This window comes from Burkholderia sp. 9779_493 (assembly GCF_015712215.1).
GTDB lineage: Bacteria > Pseudomonadota > Gammaproteobacteria > Burkholderiales > Burkholderiaceae > Burkholderia > Burkholderia cenocepacia.
The window spans coordinates 1-20,650 of the sequence record NZ_JACCQA010000007.1 but is presented as its reverse complement, the minus strand read 5'-3'; the positions used below and the strand labels follow the sequence as shown (position 1 = coordinate 20,650).

Annotated in this window: 17 protein-coding genes and 1 pseudogene; 11 read left to right on the top strand and 7 right to left on the bottom strand. The window is 65.8% G+C overall.

Going from position 1 to position 20,650, the window contains the following annotated elements; all coding sequences use genetic code 11:
* The first annotated feature begins 32 nt into the window (after positions 1-32).
* Positions 33-1,244: a bifunctional phosphopantothenoylcysteine decarboxylase/phosphopantothenate--cysteine ligase CoaBC gene (gene coaBC / locus H0X95_RS08845; RefSeq protein ID WP_006488958.1), complete on the top strand. Its 1,212-nt coding sequence runs from the start codon at positions 33-35 to the stop codon at positions 1,242-1,244.
* 55 nt (positions 1,245-1,299) lie between these two features.
* Complete coding sequence (gene dut / locus H0X95_RS08840; protein WP_006488961.1) at positions 1,300-1,746, top strand: dUTP diphosphatase; 447 nt, start codon at positions 1,300-1,302, stop codon at positions 1,744-1,746.
* A gap of 60 nt (positions 1,747-1,806) precedes the next feature.
* Here the strand turns inward: dut and H0X95_RS08835 are convergent, their stop codons facing one another.
* From H0X95_RS08835 to clpS, 4 genes are all read right to left on the bottom strand, one after another.
* A complete protein-coding gene (locus H0X95_RS08835; RefSeq protein ID WP_006496142.1) occupies positions 1,807-2,577 on the bottom strand; it encodes a COG4705 family protein in 771 nt (256 codons plus the stop codon).
* Positions 2,578-2,711: 134 nt separating this feature from the next.
* The gene (locus tag H0X95_RS08830) at positions 2,712-4,091 is read right to left on the bottom strand and encodes an amino acid permease (RefSeq protein ID WP_006488957.1); all 1,380 of its coding nucleotides are present in this window, start codon (positions 4,089-4,091) and stop codon (positions 2,712-2,714) included.
* A gap of 103 nt (positions 4,092-4,194) precedes the next feature.
* The gene (gene clpA, locus H0X95_RS08825; protein ID WP_006496143.1) at positions 4,195-6,495 is read right to left on the bottom strand and encodes an ATP-dependent Clp protease ATP-binding subunit ClpA; all 2,301 of its coding nucleotides are present in this window, start codon (positions 6,493-6,495) and stop codon (positions 4,195-4,197) included.
* Complete coding sequence (clpS, locus tag H0X95_RS08820; protein ID WP_006398529.1) at positions 6,492-6,806, bottom strand: ATP-dependent Clp protease adapter ClpS; 315 nt, start codon at positions 6,804-6,806, stop codon at positions 6,492-6,494. Before clpS ends, clpA begins: the two co-directional genes overlap by 4 nt.
* A 545-nt stretch (positions 6,807-7,351) precedes the next feature.
* On the opposite strand from clpS, the gene H0X95_RS08815 reads away from it, so the two are divergent.
* The gene (locus H0X95_RS08815) at positions 7,352-7,555 is read left to right on the top strand and encodes a cold-shock protein (RefSeq protein ID WP_006488945.1); all 204 of its coding nucleotides are present in this window, start codon (positions 7,352-7,354) and stop codon (positions 7,553-7,555) included.
* Positions 7,556-7,736: 181 nt separating this feature from the next.
* Here the strand turns inward: H0X95_RS08815 and H0X95_RS08810 are convergent, their stop codons facing one another.
* Positions 7,737-9,335 (bottom strand): multicopper oxidase family protein, encoded by a 1,599-nt coding sequence (locus H0X95_RS08810; RefSeq protein WP_059721397.1) that lies wholly within the window; start codon positions 9,333-9,335, stop codon positions 7,737-7,739.
* 588 nt (positions 9,336-9,923) lie between these two features.
* Here H0X95_RS08810 and H0X95_RS08805 point away from each other — a divergent pair.
* Positions 9,924-10,148: a hypothetical protein gene (locus H0X95_RS08805; protein WP_006490888.1), complete on the top strand. Its 225-nt coding sequence runs from the start codon at positions 9,924-9,926 to the stop codon at positions 10,146-10,148.
* Positions 10,149-10,271: 123 nt separating this feature from the next.
* Here the strand turns inward: H0X95_RS08805 and H0X95_RS08800 are convergent, their stop codons facing one another.
* The gene (locus tag H0X95_RS08800; RefSeq protein ID WP_006496145.1) at positions 10,272-12,500 is read right to left on the bottom strand and encodes an NADP-dependent isocitrate dehydrogenase; all 2,229 of its coding nucleotides are present in this window, start codon (positions 12,498-12,500) and stop codon (positions 10,272-10,274) included.
* A 282-nt stretch (positions 12,501-12,782) separates the two neighbouring features.
* Positions 12,783-14,039 (bottom strand): NADP-dependent isocitrate dehydrogenase, encoded by a 1,257-nt coding sequence (gene icd, locus H0X95_RS08795; RefSeq protein ID WP_006478026.1) that lies wholly within the window; start codon positions 14,037-14,039, stop codon positions 12,783-12,785.
* On the opposite strand from icd, the gene H0X95_RS08790 reads away from it, so the two are divergent.
* From H0X95_RS08790 to H0X95_RS35910, 7 genes and pseudogenes are all read left to right on the top strand, one after another.
* Complete coding sequence (locus H0X95_RS08790; protein WP_034178370.1) at positions 14,038-14,250, top strand: hypothetical protein; 213 nt, start codon at positions 14,038-14,040, stop codon at positions 14,248-14,250. The genes icd and H0X95_RS08790 overlap by 2 nt on opposite strands.
* Positions 14,251-14,316: 66 nt before the next feature.
* Positions 14,317-14,895 (top strand): pseudouridine synthase, encoded by a 579-nt coding sequence (locus H0X95_RS08785; RefSeq protein ID WP_006490892.1) that lies wholly within the window; start codon positions 14,317-14,319, stop codon positions 14,893-14,895.
* Between the two features lie 281 nt (positions 14,896-15,176).
* Positions 15,177-15,392: a hypothetical protein gene (locus H0X95_RS08780; protein WP_011352970.1), complete on the top strand. Its 216-nt coding sequence runs from the start codon at positions 15,177-15,179 to the stop codon at positions 15,390-15,392.
* 160 nt (positions 15,393-15,552) lie between these two features.
* Complete coding sequence (locus H0X95_RS08775; protein ID WP_006496146.1) at positions 15,553-16,053, top strand: DUF192 domain-containing protein; 501 nt, start codon at positions 15,553-15,555, stop codon at positions 16,051-16,053.
* A 239-nt stretch (positions 16,054-16,292) separates the two neighbouring features.
* On the top strand, positions 16,293-18,404 hold the full coding sequence (gene fusA / locus H0X95_RS08770) for an elongation factor G (RefSeq protein ID WP_006496147.1): 2,112 nt from the start codon (positions 16,293-16,295) through the stop codon (positions 18,402-18,404).
* A 166-nt stretch (positions 18,405-18,570) separates the two neighbouring features.
* Positions 18,571-19,581 (top strand): HoxN/HupN/NixA family nickel/cobalt transporter, encoded by a 1,011-nt coding sequence (locus H0X95_RS08765; RefSeq protein WP_006496148.1) that lies wholly within the window; start codon positions 18,571-18,573, stop codon positions 19,579-19,581.
* A 290-nt stretch (positions 19,582-19,871) separates the two neighbouring features.
* A pseudogene (locus H0X95_RS35910) lies at positions 19,872-20,650 on the top strand (hypothetical protein); the annotation flags it as partial.

Below are 20,650 nucleotides of genomic sequence, written 5' to 3'. Positions count from 1 at the left end.
CGGCCGTTCCGTTTGACCCCAGGAGGCCTGAGTTGGCACACGCAGAACTCGCAGGAAAACACCTCGTTCTCGGCCTGACGGGCGGCATCGCCTGCTACAAGATCGCCGAGCTCACGCGGCTGCTCGTGAAGGCCGGCGCGACCGTGCAGGTCGCGATGACCGACGCCGCCACCCAGTTCATCACGCCCGTCACGATGCAGGCGCTGTCGGGCCGGCCCGTCTATACGAGCCAGTGGGACGCGCGCATCGACAACAACATGGCGCACATCGACCTGTCGCGCGAAGCCGACGCGATCGTGATCGCGCCCGCGTCGACGGATTTCCTCGCGAAGCTCGCGCACGGGTTCGCGGACGATCTGCTGTCGACGCTGTGCGTCGCGCGCGACTGTCCGCTGCTGGTCGTCCCCGCGATGAACCGCCAGATGTGGCAGAACCCGGCCACGCAACGCAACGCCGCGCAACTGCGCGCGGACGGCGTGTCGGTGCTCGGCCCGGATTCGGGCGCGCAGGCGTGCGGCGAAGTCGGCGACGGCCGCATGCTCGAGCCCGAGGCGATCTATGAGGCGATCGTCGCGCACTTCGCGCCGAAGGTGCTCGCGCACCGGCGCGTGCTGATCACGGCCGGCCCGACGTTCGAACCGCTCGACCCGGTGCGCGGCCTGACGAACCGCTCCAGCGGCAAGATGGGTTTCGCGCTCGCGCGCGCCGCGCAACAGGCCGGCGCCGACGTCCATCTGGTCGCCGGGCCGGTCGCGCTCGACACGCCGTGGGGCGTGTACCGCCAGGACGTGCAGACCGCGCAGCAGATGTACGACGCGGTGATGCATGCGGTCGCCGATGCCGACATCTTCATCGCGGTGGCCGCGGTTGCCGACTGGCGCGTCGACCAGCCGGCCGAGCACAAGATGAAGAAGACGGCCGACCGCAAGATGCCGGCGCTCGCGTTCGTCGAGAATCCCGACATCCTCGCGTCGGTCGCGGCGCTGCCCGATGCGCCGTTCTGCGTCGGCTTCGCGGCCGAAAGCGGCGACCTCGACGTGCACGGCGACGAGAAGCGCAAGCGCAAGAACGTGCCGCTGCTCGTCGGCAACCTCGGCCCGCTGACGTTCGGCCGCGACGACAACGAAGTCGTGCTGTTCGAGGCCGCCGGCCTCACGCGCCTGCCCCGCGCGCCCAAAGACGAACTCGCGCATGCGCTCGTCGCGGAAATCGCGAAGCGCCTGCCCGACAACCGCCTGATCTGATCACCCGCGCGGCGGCGCGTGCCGCTGCGCCCTTCCCGACCGATTCGACGACCGCATGAAACTCGACCTGAAGATCCTCGACGCGCGCATGCGCGACTACCTGCCCGCCTACGCGACCACCGGCAGCGCGGGCCTCGACCTGCGCGCGTGCCTCGACGCACCGGTCACGCTGCAGCCGGGCGAGACCACGCTCGTGCCGACGGGCCTCGCGATCCACCTTGCGGACCCCGGCTATGCGGCGCTGATCCTGCCGCGCTCGGGCCTCGGCCACAAGCACGGGATCGTGCTCGGCAACCTCGTCGGCCTGATCGACTCCGACTACCAGGGCCAGTTGATGGTCTCGACATGGAACCGCGGTCAGACCGAGTTCGTGCTGAACCCGTTCGAACGCCTCGCGCAGCTCGTGATCGTGCCGGTCGTGCAGGCGCAGTTCAATATCGTCGACGAATTCACCGAGAGCGATCGCGGCGAAGGCGGCTTCGGCAGCACCGGCCGCCACTGAACCTGAGCCACGCAGCACGAAAAAGGGGCCTCGCGGCCCCTTTTCTTTGGCGCGCACCCGTCACTTGCCGGCTGGTTGCGCGATCCGCGCGGGCACCGGTTCGCGACGCCGCGCCTGCGTGATGCTCGCATAGGCGACCATCGCGACCAGCACGCCCGACAGCACCACCGACGAGCCGACCGTGCCGAGCGCGAGGCCGCCCTTCGCGACCGGCTTCGTCAGCAGGTCGCCGACCGTCGCGCCGAACGGCCGCGTGAGCACGAACGCGGCCCAGAACAGCAGCACGCCGGAGAGGCGCGTGAAGTAGTGCGCGAGCACGATCGCCGCGAGCAGGCCGCCGATCAGCAATGCGCCGCCGCCGAAGCCGAGCCCCGAGCTGTCCGCGAGGAAGTCGCCGAGCGCGGTACCGAGCGTGTTCGAGAACAGGATCGCGATCCAGTAGAGCAGCTCGACCTTGCGTGTACGGATCAGGTCGACCGACAGCGATTCGCCGCTGACGCGCCAGACCGCGAAGATCGCCAGCAGGATCGCGACGAGGATCGACGAGCCGGCCGCATAGCCGAGGCCGAGCGTGCGATCCATGAAATCGGACATCGTCGTGCCGGCCGTGCTCGTCGCGACGATCACGGCCCAGTAGATCGCCGGGCGATAGCGCGTCGTCCTGAGCTGGGCGCCCAGCGTCACGAGAAAGAAACCGAACAGCAGGATCGAGCTGACCGCGTAGCCGACGTTCAGCGTCATCGACAGCAGATCGCCGCCGGTCTCGCCGAGCGTCGTCGCACAGATCTTCATGATCCAGAACGCGAGCGTGATTTCGGGAAGTTTGTTCATTCGAACCCCTTTTTGCAGGAAGCGGCGTGCCGGTGCGGACCGGCACGCATTGCAGACAGGATCGAATGTAGTCGCCGCTCGCTTAACGGAACCTTAGCGACTGGAGAACGGCGTGGGCGGCCGCCCCGGCGCGGTCAGCGCGCGTGCTGGTGCCGGTAATGCAGTGCGTAGGCGAGCGTCAGCAGCACGACGAACACGACGCCGACCACCATCGTCATCCGGAATTCGCGCGTGAAGGCGGTCGTCAGCAGGATCGCCGCGACGAGCCCCGCGCCGAGCAGGCTGCCGAACGGGTGCCCCCACATCCGGAATGCGAGTGCGGGGCCGCGATACTGCGAGCGGAACCGCAAGTGCGTGACGAAGATCATCAGCCACGTGAACAGCGCGCCGAACATCGCGATCGCCATCATCACGGTGAACGCGGTGTCGGGCGCCACCGCGACCAGCACGGCCGCCACCGCGACGCCGCTCGTCGAGATCCACAGCGCCGCGCGCGGCACGCCGTTCGCGCCGAGCCGGCCGAACACCGCGGGCGCGAGGCGCGCGCGCGACAGGCTGAACATCATCCGCGTCGTCACGTAGAGCTGGCTGTTCATCGCCGACAGCGCCGCGATCAGCAGCACGAAATTGATCACGCCGGCCGCATACGGCACGTGCGTCGCGGCCATCACCTTCACGAACGGGCTTTCGTCGGTACCGGCCTGCGTCCACGGGACGATCGCGAGCATCAGCGACAGCGTCAGCAGGTAGAACAGCACGAGCCGGAACACGGTCGAGCGGAATGCGCGCGTGACCGCGTGCTGCGGATCGCGCGCTTCGCCGGCCGCGATCGCGACGGCTTCGATGCTCATGTAGCTGAAGATCGCGACGATCACCGCGACCCAGGTGCCCCACGGTCCCTTCGGCATGAAGCCGCCGTGCGCGGTGTAGTTCGCGAAACCGATGCCCGACGCGGCCGGCGCCGCCCACACGAGATAGGCGCCGAGCACGATGAACACGACGATCGCCGCGATCTTCAGCAGCGAGAACGCGTATTCGACCGTGCCGTACAGCGTGACGCTCGCGAGGTTCACCGCGATCAGCAGCGCGGAGAAGCCGATCACCCAGTACCAGCCGGGCACCGCCGGGAACCAGTACTTCATGAACACCGCGATCGCGCTGATCTCGGTGCCGATCGCGAACACGACCGCGAACCAGTACGCATAGCGCACCAGGAAGCCCGCGAGCGGGCCGACGTAATGCTCGGCATACGCGCCGAACGAGCCGGCCGTCGGATGCGCGACGGTCATTTCCGCGAGCGCGCCCATCAGCAGCAGCGCGATCAGCGCGCCGATCGCATAGGAAACCAGCACGCTCGGGCCGGCGAGCCCGATCGCGAACCCGCTGCCGAGGAACAGCCCCGTGCCGATCGCGCCGCCGATCGCGATCATCGCCATCTGCCCCGACGTCAGCGCGTGGCGCAACCCTTGTTCGCGCGCGACGATAGCGTCGAACGACCGTTGTTGTTGTGTCACTGCGTTACCACTCCCCTGCACCACCATCGCGCCGCCGGCGCCGGATAAAACGAAACGGCGCGGAGACCTTCCCGCGCCGTTCGCATGAACAACGAATTATCGCTTACTCGACTTCGACCGTCTCTTCGTTCGGCTTGTGCGGCGGATTCGCCAGCTTGTCGAACGACAACTGCACCTTGTCGCTTTCGTCGACGTCGACCGTCACGTGGCCGCCGTTGAGGAGCTTGCCGAACAGCAGTTCGTCGGCCAGCGCACGCCGGATCGTGTCCTGGATCAGCCGCTGCATCGGCCGCGCGCCCATCAGCGGGTCGAAGCCGTGCTTCGCGAGATGCTTGCGCAACGCGTCGGTGAAGAGCGCGTCGACCTTCTTCTCGTGCAGCTGTTCCTCGAGCTGGATCAGGAACTTGTCGACCACGCGCATGATGATCTCCTCATCGAGCGAGCGGAAGCTGATGATCGCATCCAGGCGGTTGCGGAACTCCGGCGTGAACAGGCGCTTGATGTCGGTCATCTCGTCGCCCGTTTCGCGGCGCGTCGTGAAACCGATCGTCGCCTTCTGCATCGACTCGGCGCCCGCGTTCGTCGTCATGATGATGATGACGTTGCGGAAATCCGCCTTGCGGCCGTTGTTGTCCGTCAGCGTGCCGTGGTCCATCACCTGCAGCAGCACGTTGAAGATGTCCGGATGCGCCTTCTCGATTTCGTCGAGCAGCAGCACGCAATGCGGCTTCTTCGTGACGGCTTCGGTCAGCAGGCCGCCCTGGTCGAACCCGACGTAGCCCGGCGGCGCGCCGATCAACCGGCTCACCGCGTGACGCTCCATGTATTCCGACATGTCGAAGCGGATCAGCTCGATGCCGAGCGTGAACGCGAGCTGGCGCGCCACTTCGGTCTTGCCGACGCCCGTCGGGCCGGAGAACAGGAACGCGCCGATCGGCTTGTCCATCTTGCCGAGACCCGCACGCGCCATCTTGATCGAGGCCGCGAGCGCGTCGATCGCCGGATCCTGGCCGAACACGACGCTCTTCAGGTCGCGGTCGAGCGTCTGCAACTTGCTGCGATCGTCCTGCGACACGCTTTGCGCCGGCACGCGCGCGATCTTCGAGATGATTTCCTCGATCTCGCTCTTGCCGATCGTCTTCTTCTGCTTCGACTTCGGCAGGATGCGCTGCGCGGCGCCGGCCTCGTCGATCACGTCGATCGCCTTGTCCGGCAGGTGACGGTCGGTGATGAAGCGCGCCGACAGCTCGGCCGCGGCCGATAGGGCGCCCGACGAGTACTTGACGCCGTGATGCTCCTCGAAGCGCGACTTCAGCCCGCGCAGGATCGCGACCGTCTGCTCGACGCTCGGCTCCGTCACGTCGACCTTCTGGAAGCGCCGCGACAGCGCCGCATCCTTTTCGAAGATGCCGCGATATTCGGTGAACGTCGTCGCGCCGATGCACTTGAGCGTGCCCGACGACAACGCCGGCTTCAGCAGGTTCGACGCATCGAGCGTGCCGCCCGACGCGGCGCCCGCGCCGATCAGCGTATGGATTTCGTCGATGAACAGGATCGCGTGCGGGCGCTCCTTCAGCTCTTTGAGCACCGTCTTCAGGCGCTGCTCGAAATCGCCGCGATACTTGGTGCCCGCGAGCAGCGCGCCCATGTCGAGCGAGTACACCTGCGCGTTCGCGAGGATGTCCGGCACTTCGCCGCGCGTGATCCGATACGCGAGCCCTTCGGCGATCGCGGTCTTGCCGACGCCGGCTTCGCCGACGAGCAGCGGGTTGTTCTTGCGGCGACGGCACAGCACCTGCACGACGCGCTCGACCTCGGGCTCGCGACCGATCAGCGGATCGATGCGGCCGTCCTTCGCCATCTGGTTCAGGTTCTGCGTGAACTGCGCGAGCGGCGTTTCCTTCTGCGCATTCGCGTCTTCGCTTTCCGCGTTCGCGTCGGTCGACTTCGCGGCTTCGCCGTTGTTCGTCTTCGCGATGCCGTGCGAAATGAAGTTCACCACGTCGAGGCGCGTGACGCCCTGCTGCTGCAGGTAGTACACGGCGTGCGAATCCTTCTCGCCGAAGATCGCGACCAGCACGTTCGCGCCGGTGACTTCCTTCTTGCCGTTCGACGTCGACTGGACGTGCATGATCGCGCGCTGGATCACACGCTGGAAACCGAGCGTCGGCTGGGTATCGACATCGTCGGTGCCCGGGACGGTAGGTGTGTTGTCGTGGATGAAATTGCGCAGGTTCTGACGCAGGTCCTCGATGTTGGCCGCGCACGCGCGCAACACCTCGGCTGCCGTCGGATTATCCAGCAGGGCCAGCAGCAGATGCTCGACCGTAATGAACTCATGGCGCGCCTGGCGTGCTTCCATGAACGCCATGTGCAGGCTGACTTCCAATTCCTGGGCAATCATGCTTCCTCCATCACGCACTGCAGCGGATGCCCTGCCTGCCGCGCATGGGTAACGACTTGCTCAACCTTGGTCGACGCGATGTCCCGCGTATAGACCCCACAAACCCCTCGCCCTTCGCGATGGACCTTCAGCATGATCTGCGTGGCCGTCTCGCGATCCTTCTTGAAATACTCCTGGACCACCATCACGACGAACTCCATCGGCGTGAAGTCGTCGTTGAGCAGCACCACCTTGTACATCGAAGGCGGCTTGAGCTTCTGCTGCTTGCGTTCCAGGACGGTACTGTCCTGCTTGTCCGGGATAATCGCCATACACCCATTCTAAACAACTCGGACAGGCCCGCAATCCTGCCATTACCCGACCGACCGGCCGGCGCCCTCCCCGGTATCCCGGAACACGCGCTCGTCTTCGCGCCATACGAAAGCCGGCTGCGGTGCCGGCTTTCACGCATGGCGCGGAACACGAACCGTCAGGGGGAATCGCACCGGAACGTCGTGTCCGCATCCAGTATCCCACAAGCCGGGACGACTCGAACGCGTGTCACTCGAGCCTGGTATATGAGCCGATTATGCGGCTTTTCAAGCCCCCGCGCTTGGCCGCATGCTGCAAAGCAAAGCCGGAAAAACCCTGAAAATGGGTTCTTTACAACGACCCTCTAAACGTCTAAAAATTCCACTTGACACTCCAATAAAGAGCGCCAACAATCAAGCTGGCACTTTTTTCAATTTGCCGGTTGGCGAAACGAAAGAGGCCGAGGTGAGCTTGTGAGGGGGGAACGGCTGCATTTTCCGGTCGTTTAGCTTTTCGAGCGTGCTCGTGGTAAGTAGCAGCGACTGTGTGACAGGGGAAGTAGGAAATGGCAACTGGTATCGTTAAGTGGTTCAACGACGCGAAGGGCTTCGGTTTCATCACTCCCGATGAGGGCGGTGAGGATCTGTTTGCGCACTTCTCGGCTATCACCATGAATGGCTTCAAGACGCTGAAGGAAGGCCAGAAGGTGAGCTTTGACGTCGTCCAAGGGCCGAAGGGCAAGCAAGCGTCGAACATCCAGGCCGTATAAGGCATCGGATATCTGACGAAGAAACCCGGCGCATTTGCGCCGGGTTTCTTTTTTTGTGGCCGGCCAATCGATAATCGATTGGCCGGCCTTTTCGTTCAATCCCGATAATTGAACACGCATTGTCTTGTCACGCGCGCAGATCGGATATCGACTCCGCACGTGAAACAGTTTCGCGGCTTCGTTACACGACCTTCAGCGTCCCCATCATCCCGAGATCCTCGTGTTCGAGAATGTGGCAGTGAAACATGCGCTCGCCGGGCATGTCTTGGGTGACCAGAATCGACACGGTTTCACCGCTGCGCACGTTCACGGTATCGCGCCACGCGCGGAACGGTTCGCTCGTGCGCGAACCGGCCGACGCCCGCTCGATCACCTGGAACTGCGTGCCGTGCAGATGGAACGGATGGTCCATGTCCGTCGTATTGCGGATCTCCCAGCGCTCGACGTCGCCGCGCCGGCTCGTCAGCGTCGCACGGTGCGGCGCGTAGGTGTCGCCGTTGATCGTGAAGCGCATGCCCGCCGGCCGGCCGTGCGCCGCGCCCTTCATCATCGCGTCCATGTCCATTTCCTCGCCGAACGCGACCGTCTTGTGCGCCACCGGTTCGCCCAGCGGCGCCACCGCGCGCAACGTGGCAGGCAGCGCGCGGGCCTCGGCGGGCGCGAACGCGACATCGGCCAGCGCCAGCGCCGGATCGGGCGGCAGGCTGCCGTGGCCGGCGTCGTGCGACATCGCCATCTTGCGGCGGTCGTACTCGGCCGCCTGCAGCACCGCGCGCGACGCGCGGTCGCCGGCACGCACCAGCAGTTCCGCACGCTCGCCCGGGGCGATCAGCAGCGACGTCACGCGCCGCGGCGCGTCGAACAACCCGCCGTCGGTGCCCACGTGCTCGAACGCGCGGCCGTCGTCGAACGCGATGCGCAGGTAGCGCGCGCTGCACGCGTTCCAGACCCGCCAGCGTTCGTCACCCGCGACGTCGACGCGCGGCCGGCGCGCGCCGTTGACCAGCACGAACTGGCCTTCACGGCCGTTCATCCAGTCCATCATGTCGTTCGGCGCAATCGTGCCGTCGCGTGCAAGCTTCAGGTCCGACACGAACAAGTGGCGCTCGGGCCAGCCGGCAAGCGGATCGTCCGCGGCGCGCACGACGAACGGGCCCGCCAGCCCGCGGAACACCTGCTCGGCGGTCATCATGTGCGGATGCGGGTGGTACCAATAGGTACCGGCGCTGCCCTTCGGCAGCGTGAAGCGATACACGCGCGACGCGCCGGGCGCGACGGGATCGGACGGATTGCCGTCCTGGTCGGGCGGCACAGGCAGGCCGTGCCAGTGAATCGTCGACGGCTGCGGCAGCTTGTTGACGAACCTGATCTCGACCGTATCGCCCTCGCGCACGTCGATCAGCGGGCCGACGACGGGGCCTTGCGTGCCTGCGCCGAACTGCCAGAACAAGGTCGGCCGCGCGCCGTGCAGCAGCGGTCGCGCCACCGGTTGAGCAACCAGCGTGGCCCGGAACGTGCCGGGCTCGCGGCTTTCGTTGGCCAGCGTGCGCAACGTCGCGAGCGGCGCGCCGGCCGGCAGCGCGTCGGCGGCCGCCAGCGCGGCCGGCGCGGGCTGGCCGTGCTGCGCGTGCGCCGACATCCCCGACATGCCCGCCATGTCGTCCATCGCATCCATGCCGGCCATGCCCGCGTGACCGGCATGCTGCGCCCACGCGGTGCGCGCGAACAGCGATGCGGCCGCGACACCGACGGCACGCGACAGGAAAGTTCTCCGTCTCATCAATCGATCCTCGTTGTTCATGCAGCGCCGCGCGACAGCCGCGGCGGTCGCGTCATCATAACCGCAGGGCCGGATCGGAAAACGCCGTCGCCGGGCGGGCGGCGATACGCCGCAGCGAGCATCGCCACCGTGCCGGATGCGGCGCCACGCTAGGCATCGCCGAGCGGCGCTTCGCCAGCGGTCGCTCCTCGTCCGCCGTCCCCATGCGCGTTGCGCCCGCCCCCACGTTTCCACCCGCTGCATCGACGATCCGCAAACCCGTTAATTTTTCACGATGCGGAACAAGTCACTGCGTTATAAAAATTCGTGGTGCAGGGCACAAATTTCCCGTTTCGCGATGCCGAAAAACGTTCCGCAATACAAAATGCTCGAAATAATTATTTGTTTTTAAAAGAGAATTTTTGTTTCGAGAAGCCGTTCTACATGCACCATCCGGGCGGGTCGCGGACGTAGACTTTGTTCCATGCACTGACGCTTCGCCACGACGGTCCGACACGGAACGCGGCGCAGGCAGCCAGTCGGGCCACAGCCGGCCGAGCCGGCAGGCGGCACAACAGAATCGCTCGTCATCAGAAAGGGAGAACGGAAATGAAGGGATTTCGCTTTGGTTCAGCGCTCGGGTCGTTCTACATCCTGCCGGGTAACGGCGGCTGGGAAGCGACGTTCGGCAACGCCCTGCTCGGCGCATTCTCGTGCCCCGAAGTGGCGGCCGACCACATCTCCCGCGGCGACTGCGAGCAACTGTCCGAACTCGACACTGCAACGCTCGAAGTGCCGCACGAAATCGCCGAATGGGAAATCGTTCACGTCTGAATGGCACGCCTGCAACGAAAAACGCCCCGGGCGACCGGGGCGTTTTCATTGGATGTCGGGCGGCGAACGGCTGACCGCGCCGCGTCGACACGCGCATCGGCTCGCGCGAGTGCGCGCCCGGCGTCAGGCGACCGCGTCGACGATGCCGTTCAGCGTCGCGCTCGGGCGCATGGCCTGGCTCGTCAGCTCGACGTTCGGACGGTAGTAGCCGCCGATCGCCTGCGGCTTGCCCTGCGCGGCCGCCAGTTCTTCCAGGATGCGCGCTTCGTTGTCGGACAGCGCCTTCGCCACGCCCTCGAACTGCGCCTTCAGCGCGGCGTCCTCGGTCTGCTCGGCCAATGCCTGCGCCCAGTACAGGCACAGGTAGAAGTGGCTGCCGCGGTTGTCGAGGCCGCCGACCTTGCGCGCCGGCGACTTGTTCTCGTCCAGGAACTTGCCGGTTGCCTGGTCGAGCGTCTTCGCGAGCACGAGCGCCTTCGGGTTCTGGTACGCGTTGCCGAGGTGCTCGAGCGACGCGGCCAGCGCGAGGAATTCGCCGAGCGAATCCCAGCGCAGGAAGCCTTCCTCGACGAACTGCTGCACGTGCTTCGGCGCGGAGCCGCCCGCCCCCGTTTCGAACATCCCGCCGCCGGCCATCAGCGGCACGATCGACAGCATCTTCGCGCTGGTGCCGAGTTCCATGATCGGGAACAGGTCGGTCAGGTAATCGCGCAGCACGTTGCCGGTGACCGAGATCGTGTCCTTGCCCGCGCGGATGCGCTCGAGCGAGAAACGCGTGGCGTCGACCGGCGTCATGATCCGGATGTCGAGGCCGTTCGTGTCGTGATCCTTCAGGTAGCGTTCGACCTTCGCGATGATCTGCGCATCGTGCGCGCGCGCCGGATCGAGCCAGAACACGGCCGGGGCGCCGGTCGCGCGGGCGCGGTTGACCGCGAGCTTGACCCAGTCCTGCACCGGTGCGTCCTTCGTCTGGCACATGCGCCAGATGTCGCCCGCCTCGACCGCGTGCTCGAGCAGCACGTTGCCGGCTTCGTCGGTGACGCGCACGACGCCGTCCGCCGGGATCTGGAACGTCTTGTCGTGCGAACCGTATTCTTCGGCCGCCTGCGCCATCAGGCCGACGTTCGGCACGCTGCCCATCGTGACCGGATCGAACGCGCCGTGCTGCTTGCAGTCCTCGATCACGGCCTGGTACACGCCTGCGTAGCAGCGGTCCGGAATCACGGCCTTCGCGTCGTACAGTTGACCGTCCGGGCCCCACATGCCGCCCGAATCGCGGATCATCGCCGGCATCGATGCATCGACGATCACGTCGCTCGGCACGTGCAGGTTCGTGATGCCCTTGTCCGAGTTGACCATCGCGAGGCGCGGGCGCACCGCGTACTCGGCCTTGACGTCGGCCTCGATCGCTTCGCGCGTGTCGGCCGGCAGGTCCTTCAGGCGCGCGTACAGGTCGCCGATCCCGTTGTTCGGATTGAAGCCGGCCTTCGCCAGCACGTCCGCGTGCTTCGTGAGCGCGTCGCGGTAGAACACCGACACGAAGTGACCGAACAGGATCGGGTCCGAGACCTTCATCATGGTCGCCTTCAGGTGCACCGAGAACAGCACGTCCTGCGCCTTCGCATCGGCGATCTGCGCTTCGATGAAGCTGCGCAGCGCGTTGCGGCTCATCACCGATGCGTCGATCACTTCACCGGCCTTCACGGCCGTCTTTTCCTTCAGCACCTTCTTCGCGCCGTCGGTCGTCGTGAGTTCGATCTTCACGCTGCCGGCCTCGGCGATCAGCGCCGACTTCTCGCTGCCGTAGAAGTCGCCTTCGCTCATGTGCGCGACGTGGGCCTTCGACGTGGACTTCCACGCGCCCATCTTGTGCGGATGCTTGCGTGCGTAGTTCTTGACCGACAGCGGCGCGCGGCGGTCGGAGTTGCCTTCGCGCAGCACCGGGTTCACCGCGCTGCCCTTGATCTTGTCGTAGCGCGCCTTGACGGCCTTCTCTTCATCCGTCGACGGATCTTCCGGATAGGCCGGCAGCGCGTAGCCCTGCGCCTGCAATTCGGCGATCGCGGCCTTCAGCTGCGGCACCGATGCGCTGATGTTCGGCAGCTTGATGATGTTCGCTTCCGGCTTCAGCGTGAGCTGGCCCAGCTCCGCCAGATCGTCGGAACCCTTCTGCTCCGACGGCAGGACGTCTGCGAATGCCGCGATGATGCGGCCGGCGAGCGAGATGTCGCGCGTTTCGACGGCGACGCCGGACGAACGCGTGAAGGCCTTGACGATCGGCAGCAGCGAATAGGTCGCGAGCGCCGGCGCTTCGTCGGTGAGGGTGTAGATGATCTTGGGCGAAGTGGACATGGTGGTCAAAGCATTGCTACGTAATGGTGGGACTGAAGAGCGCCGGCGGTAACCGGCGGGGAGCGACCGGGTCGATCGCGAAAGGGGTGCGCCGGCTCAGCCCGGCGGAGGTGTTGCGAGGGCCGTCATGTTCTACCTTGCAGGGCTTGCGGGCCGCATCGCGGCGCCGCGGCCCGCATGCCGGACCGCCCTGCCAACAAACCTGCCATCCACGAAACGCTCCGGCGCCGGCAGTCAGCGCCGGGGCGGCCGGCAACGTGCCGGCCCACCCCGGAAGGGGTCTTACATGTTCTCGATCAGCACTTCGCCGAAGCCGGAGCACGACACCTGCGTCGCGCCTTCCATCAGGCGCGCGAAGTCGTACGTGACGCGCTTCTGCAGGATCGACTTCTCCATCGCGGCGATGATCGTGTCGGCTGCTTCCGTCCAGCCGAGGTGGCGCAGCATCATTTCCGCCGACAGGATCTCGGAACCCGGGTTCACGTAATCCTTGCCCGCGTACTTCGGCGCCGTGCCGTGCGTCGCCTCGAACATCGCGACCGAATCCGACAGGTTCGCGCCCGGCGCGATCCCGATGCCGCCGACCTGCGCGGCCAGCGCATCGGAGATGTAGTCGCCGTTCAGGTTCAGCGTCGCGATCACGTCGTATTCGGCCGGGCGCAGCAGGATCTGCTGCAGGAACGCGTCGGCGATCGAATCCTTGATCACGATCTCGTTACCCGTCTTCGGGTTCTTCACGCGCATCCACGGGCCGCCATCGATCAGCTCGCCGCCGAATTCCTTCTGCGCGAGCGCGTAGCCGGCGTCACGGAACAGGCCTTCCGTGAACTTCATGATGTTGCCCTTGTGCACCAGCGTGACCGACTTGCGATCGTTGTCGATCGCGTACTGGATCGCCTTGCGCACGAGCCGCTCGGTGCCTTCCGTCGACACGGGCTTCACGCCGATCCCGGAGGTTTCCGGGAAGCGGATCTTCTTCACGCCCATCTCGTCCTGCAGGAACTTGATCACCTTCTTCGCCTGCTCGGAGCCCGCGGCCCATTCGATGCCCGCGTAGATGTCTTCCGAGTTCTCGCGGAAGATCACCATGTCGATCTTCTGCGGCTCGCGCACCGGCGACGGCACGCCCTTGAAGTACTGGACGGGGCGCAGGCACACGTAGAGATCGAGCTCTTGGCGCAGCGCGACGTTCAGCGAACGGATGCCGCCGCCGACCGGGGTCGTGAGCGGCCCCTTGATCGACACCACGTATTCCTTCAGGACCTGCAGCGTTTCGTCCGGCAGCCACACGTCCGGACCGTACACCTTGGTCGCCTTCTCGCCCGCGAAGATCTCCATCCAGTGGATCTTGCGCTTGCCCTTGTACGCGTGCGCGACCGCCGCGTCGACGACCTTGATCATGACCGGCGTGATATCGAAGCCCGTACCGTCGCCTTCAATATAGGGAATGATCGGCTGATCGGAAACGTTGAGCGAGAAGTCCTTGTTGACGGTGATCTTGTCACCGCCCTCCGGAACCTTGATGTGCTGATACGGCATGATCGACTCCAGTGACGTGGCTGAGCAGGTGATGCTGGTCGAAGCTGCGCGCGCGGCGGGGGCGCGGCATGGCCACCCCGTGACGGCAACAGCGAGCCGCTATTCTAGCGCCCCAACCGGGCACTTCGGCGTGAACCGCGGCACTGCGTATCAAGACCTCACTTATGTCTTATATAAGACAGAGGACTTGCCGTTCCGTATTATGCATTAAGATTCCGCCATTTGCCATAGACCGCCCGCTCCCGCCTCCCGCGGTGCGCCGGGCGGGCGCCCTGCCATGAACCTCATCGCCCTCAACAAGCCGTTCGGCACGATTTGCCAGTTTTCCGCGCACGAGACGCGGCCCTCGCTCGGCGACTGGGTCAAAACGCCCGGCGTGTACGCAGCCGGCCGGCTCGACGCGGACAGCGAGGGGCTGCTGCTGCTCACCGACGACGGCGCGCTGCAGGCGCGCATCGCGGAGCCGCGCCACAAACTGGTGAAGCGCTACTGGGCGCAGGTCGACGGCGCACCCGGGCCGGCCGACCTGAAGGCGCTCGCCCGCGGCGTCGACCTCGGCGACTACGTGACCCGCCCGTGCCGCGCCGAATTCATCGAGCCGCCCGACACGCTGTGGCCGCGCAACCCGCCGATCCGCTACCGCGCCGCGATTCCTACCACGTGGATCGAGCTGGCGATCACCGAGGGCAAGAACCGGCAGGTGCGCCGGATGACGGCAGCCGTCGGGTTTCCGACGTTGCGCCTCGTGCGCGTCGGCATCGGCGCACTCGATATATTCGCGCTCGGCATTGCGCCAGGCGAAACAATTGCCCTGCCGCCGCGCGCGCCATGGGACGGTTTCGCGCCCGCCGGATGACGCATCCGGGACGCGCGAATTTTTCGTCATCTTTTTCGTCAACCGCCTGCGGAGATCGTGCGTTAAACCACGCAGATGCCAACCTTAGCTATCCGGCATTGGCAGCCGAACCCGTGTTTGCGTCACGAAAGCGACGTTTTATTCGAATACGATTCGGCGCCCGCAGCGCAAAGAGAAATTTCTCGAAGCGTCTGTCAACCGAAAGGTGGATGGCACCGTTAGACGACATGACTCCTATTGCCGGGTCATTTGGTTAATTAACTAAAGCTGAGGAACACAACATGAACAAACTGATCGCCGCTCTGGTCGCTGGCCTCTTCGCAACGGCTGCTTTCGCACAAGCTTCGGCTCCGGAAGCTGCTCCGGCAGCAGCAGAAGCTGCTTCGGCACCGGCTAAGCACGCTGCCAAGAAGCACCACGCTGCCAAGAAGCACCACAAGGCATCGAAGAAGGCTGCAGCAAGCGACGCAGCAGCACCGGCAGCTGCTTCGAACTAAGTAAGCAAGCTGTAATAACGCAGTCAAGAACACGCAGTCTTGCCGTTCTTACGGCGTTGAAAGGCAGATCACCGCAAGGCGATCTGCCTTTTTCTTTTTTGTGCCCGCCGGCGCGCATCGCGTACCATGCGGGTCTTGTTTTCCAGACAGGAGCCATGCTGTGCACTTCTCCCTGCGCCCGTCGCTCGGCCGCCTTGCGCGTGCCGCCGTGTTTCCCGCCGCGCTCGCCGTCCTCGCGCTCGGCATGCAGGCCGCCGGCGCGCAAGTGCCGTCCGGCGCCAAGCAGCCGAGCGAGTTCCCGCGCGTGAAGCTGCGCGCCGGCATGTACGTGATCGACGCGGCCGTCGCCGCGAACGACGCCGACCGCGAACAGGGGCTGATGTACCGTTCGCAGCTCGCGCCGAACGAAGGCATGCTGTTCGTCTTCAACGAGAACGCCGTGCACTGCTTCTGGATGAAGAACACGCTGATTCCGCTGTCGATCGCGTTCATCCGTGCCGACGGCACGATCACCGACATCGACGAGATGCGCGCGGAAACCACCGACAACCACTGCCCGCGCAACAACGGCGTCTATGCGCTCGAAATGAGCAAGGGCTGGTTCGCCGCGAAGGGCATCAAGCCCGGCATGAAGCTCGACGGCCTGCCGCGGGCCCAGTAACCGCCCCGGCGCGCGCGGCGGCACCGCGCCGCGCACCGACCGAAAGCCGGCCGCCCGTCATTTGTCGTCGGGCGCCGGTTTTTTTTCGCCCGCCGGCGGCGCCCGCCTTGATTCGGCACCCGCTGCCCGCATCTGCAAAAGCCACGGACAAGCGCTATCCTTTAAATCTCGCTAGTTCCAGCCCGGGCCGGCACCCAATCAGACGGCCCGCTTACGATCCGAACCACCAGGAGGTTCACGTGCCCCGCAAAACCCCCATCGAGCGCTATCGAAATATCGGGATCAGCGCTCACATCGATGCCGGCAAGACCACGACGACCGAGCGCATCCTGTTTTACACCGGCGTGAGCCACAAGATCGGTGAAGTGCACGACGGCGCGGCCACGATGGACTGGATGGAGCAGGAGCAGGAACGCGGCATCACGATCACGTCGGCCGCGACCACGGCCTTCTGGAAGGGCATGGCCGGCAACTATCCGGAACACCGGATCAACATCATCGATACGCCCGGGCACGTCGACTTCACGATCGAGGTCGAGCGCTCGATGCGCGTGCTCGACGGCGCGTGCATGGTCTACGACTCGGTCGGCGGCGTGCAGCCGCAATCGGAAACCGTGTGGCGCCAGGCGAACAAGTACAAGGTGCCGCGCATCGCGTTCGTCAACAAGATGGACCGGATCGGCGCCGACTTCTTCCGCGTGCAGAAGCAGATCGGCGAGCGCCTGAAAGGCGTCGCCGTGCCGATCCAGATTCCGATCGGCGCGGAAGACCATTTCCAGGGCGTCGTCGATCTCGTGAAGATGAAGGCGATCGTGTGGGACGACGAAAGCCAGGGCGTGAAGTTCACCTACGAGGACATCCCCGCGAACCTCGTCGAGCTCGCGCACGAATGGCGCGAGAAGATGGTCGAGGCCGCGGCCGAAGCGAGCGAGGAACTGCTCGAGAAGTATCTGCACGACCATGAATCGCTGACCGAGGACGAGATCAAGGCCGCGCTGCGCAAGCGCACGATCGCGAACGAGATCGTGCCGATGCTGTGCGGCAGCGCGTTCAAGAACAAGGGCGTGCAGGCGATGCTCGACGCGGTGATCGACTACCTGCCGTCGCCGGTCGACGTGCCCGCGATCCTCGGCCACGACTTCGCCGATCCGGAAAAGCCGGCGGAACGTCATCCGAGCGATGACGAGCCGTTCTCGTCGCTCGCGTTCAAGATCATGACCGACCCGTTCGTCGGCCAGCTGATCTTCTTCCGCGTGTATTCGGGCGTCGTCGAGTCGGGCGACACGGTGCTCAACGCGACGAAGGACAAGAAGGAGCGGCTCGGCCGGATCCTGCAGATGCACGCGAACGAGCGCAAGGAAATCAAGGAAGTGCGCGCGGGCGACATCGCGGCGGCCGTCGGTCTGAAGGAAGCGACCACCGGCGACACGCTGTGCGATCCGGCCAAGCCGATCATCCTGGAAAAGATGGAATTCCCGGAACCGGTGATCTCGCAGGCCGTCGAGCCGAAGACGAAGGCCGACCAGGAAAAGATGGGCCTCGCGCTGAACCGTCTCGCGCAGGAAGATCCGTCGTTCCGCGTGCAGACCGACGAAGAGTCCGGCCAGACGATCATTTCGGGGATGGGCGAGCTCCACCTCGAAATCCTGGTCGACCGGATGAAGCGCGAGTTCGGCGTCGAGGCGACGGTCGGCAAGCCGCAGGTCGCGTATCGCGAAACGGTGCGCACGACGGCGGCCGACGTCGAAGGCAAGTTCGTCAAGCAGTCGGGCGGGCGCGGCCAGTACGGTCATGCGGTGATCACGCTCGAGCCGAACCCGGGCAAGGGCTACGAGTTCCTCGACGAGATCAAGGGCGGCGTGATTCCGCGCGAGTTCATCCCGGCCGTCGACAAGGGCATCACCGAGACGCTGAAGAGCGGCGTGCTCGCGGGCTACCCGGTCGTCGACGTGAAGGTGCACCTGACGTTCGGTTCGTACCACGACGTCGACTCGAACGAAAACGCGTTCCGGATGGCCGGCTCGATGGCGTTCAAGGAAGCGATGCGCAAGGCGAAGCCGGTGCTGCTCGAGCCGATGATGGCCGTCGAGGTCGAGACGCCCGAGGAGTTCATGGGCAACGTGATGGGCGACCTGTCCAGCCGGCGCGGCATCGTGCAGGGGATGGAGGACATCGCGGGCGGCGGCGGCAAGCTCGTGCGCGCCGAAGTGCCGCTCGCGGAGATGTTCGGCTATTCGACGTCGCTGCGCTCGGCCACGCAGGGCCGCGCGACGTACACGATGGAGTTCAAGCAGTACGCGGAAACGCCGGCCAACGTATCGGAAGGCGTGATCAGCGCGAAGACGAAGTAAGCGCCGTTCGCCCGCGCGCTGTCGCAGGCACGCAAGGCCCGTCCGGTTCCGGACGGGCCTTTTTTTCATCCGGCGCACCACGGCGTGCGCGGCTTTTTGATCGGCACGCCGGACATTTTTTTCGCGTGCCACAATGGATCGCGATTCGTCCGATGGAACCCGCCCGATGCCGCCCACCCCTGCCCTGCGCCGCCTGCTGACTCTCTATGCCGGCCTGATCGCCGCGAACGTCGCCGTCTGGCTGTGGGCGCTCGCGGTGCTGCGCGATCATCCGCTGCTGCTCGGCACCGCGGCGATCGCGTACGGGCTCGGGCTACGTCACGCGGTCGACGCGGATCACATCGCCGCGATCGACGTCGCGACGCGCAAGCTGATGCAGGACGGCCAGCGTCCGGTGAGCGTCGGCCTGTTCTTCTCGCTCGGCCATTCGACGATCGTGATCGCCGCGACGCTCGGCATCGCGCTGACTGCGTTCGCGCTGCGCGACCGGTTCGATGCGTTCCGCGATATCGGCGGCACGATCGGCACGGCGGTATCGGCCACGTTCCTGCTGGTGCTCGCGTGCGTGAACCTGATGATCCTGCGCGACGTGTGGCGACGCTATCGCGGCGTATCCGCGCCCGCGCACGACGGCGCGCATGATCATCGCCCCGCCGGCCTCGTATCGCGGCTGCTGCGCCCGCTGTTCCGGTTCGTGTCGAAGAGCTGGCACATGTACCCGGTCGGCGTGCTGTTCGGGCTCGGTTTCGATACTGCAACCGAAATCGGCCTGCTCGCGATTGCCGCCGCGCAGGCGAGCCAGGGGCTGCCGATCTATACGGTCATGCTGTTTCCCGCGCTGTTCACGGCCGGCATGACGCTGATCGACTCGACCGACAACGTGCTGATGATTCACGCATACGGCTGGGCGATGGACGATCCGCAGCGCAAGCTGCTCTACAACGCGAGCATCACGTTCGTGTCGGCTGCCGTCGCGCTGGCGATCGGCGGGATCGAGGCAGCCGGACTGCTGGCCGAAAAGCTGTCGCTGACGGGCCCCGTGCGCGACACGCTCGATGCGCTCGGCGAACGCTTCGGCTCGATCGGCTACGGCATCGTCGCGCTGTTCCTCGTCTGCTGGATCGCGTCGATCCTGTTTCACCGCTGGCAGCGCGCGGCCGACGCGCCGGCGCGCTGAACGACGCCCCGACGTTTCATTCCGGAAACAAAACCCTCCCCAACGACGTTGCATGCGTGGTCACGCGACTGCGCCCGCCTTGCGCCACGGCCCCGCGCGGCCGATGGCACGAATCTCGCAGAGTGGGATGCGCACGGCGGGCCCGCGTGCCGATCCGCGTTCGCGGCTAGCGTCAAGCGCTGGCCAGGAGGTCATCGGCTGACGATAGGACAACGAATCTTTTAAGCCCCCCTGCACCACACGTGAATAGTCGCGCGGCAACGAGGCATCGCGCGCATGGGGAGGCCATGATGCATAAGACGAAACAACCGTTCCGCGCGGCGGGACGGCGCCCTCGTGCAACCTTGCTGGCCGCGGCCGCGTTTGCGTGCTGCTGCTCGTATGCCGTCGCACAAAACACCACGCCCGACACCGCGTCCGCCGCGAACGCCAGCGCGGACACCATCATGACGCTGGTCGAGAATGCCTCGCCGTGCGCCGCCAATCCGGCCGCGTGCGCGGTGCACGTTTATGCCGGTCGGGGCGTCGGCAACAGCGGGGCCGGTGCGAGCGGCAGCGGTAATGGGAATGGAAGCGGCAGCGGCACCGGTAATGGCAGTGGCAACGGGACCGGTAGCGGCGGAAATAACGGGAACGGGGCCGTCGGGCCCGCCGGTGTCGGTGGAACGACAGGTGGAACTTCAGGCAGTACGAGCGGCACGGGCCGCGGAGGCAATGCGTCGGGTAACGGTGGTTCGGGTGGCGGCACTTCCGGTGGCGGCACTTCCGGTGGTGGTACTTCCGGTGGTGGTACTTCCGGTGGCGGCACCTCAGGTGGCGGCACCTCGGGCGGAGGCACTTCGGGTGGCGGCACTTCGGGCGGCGGCACTTCAGGCGGCGGCACTTCAGGCGGCGGCACCTCAGGTGGCGGCACTTCCGGTGGAGGCACTTCCGGTGGCGGCACCTCAGGTGGCGGTGGGCACGGTGGTGGCGGCGATGGTGATGGCGGTGGTCACGGCCATGGTGGCGGCCACGGCGATGGCGACGGTGACGGCGGTGGTCATGGCCATGGTGGCGGCCACGGCGATGG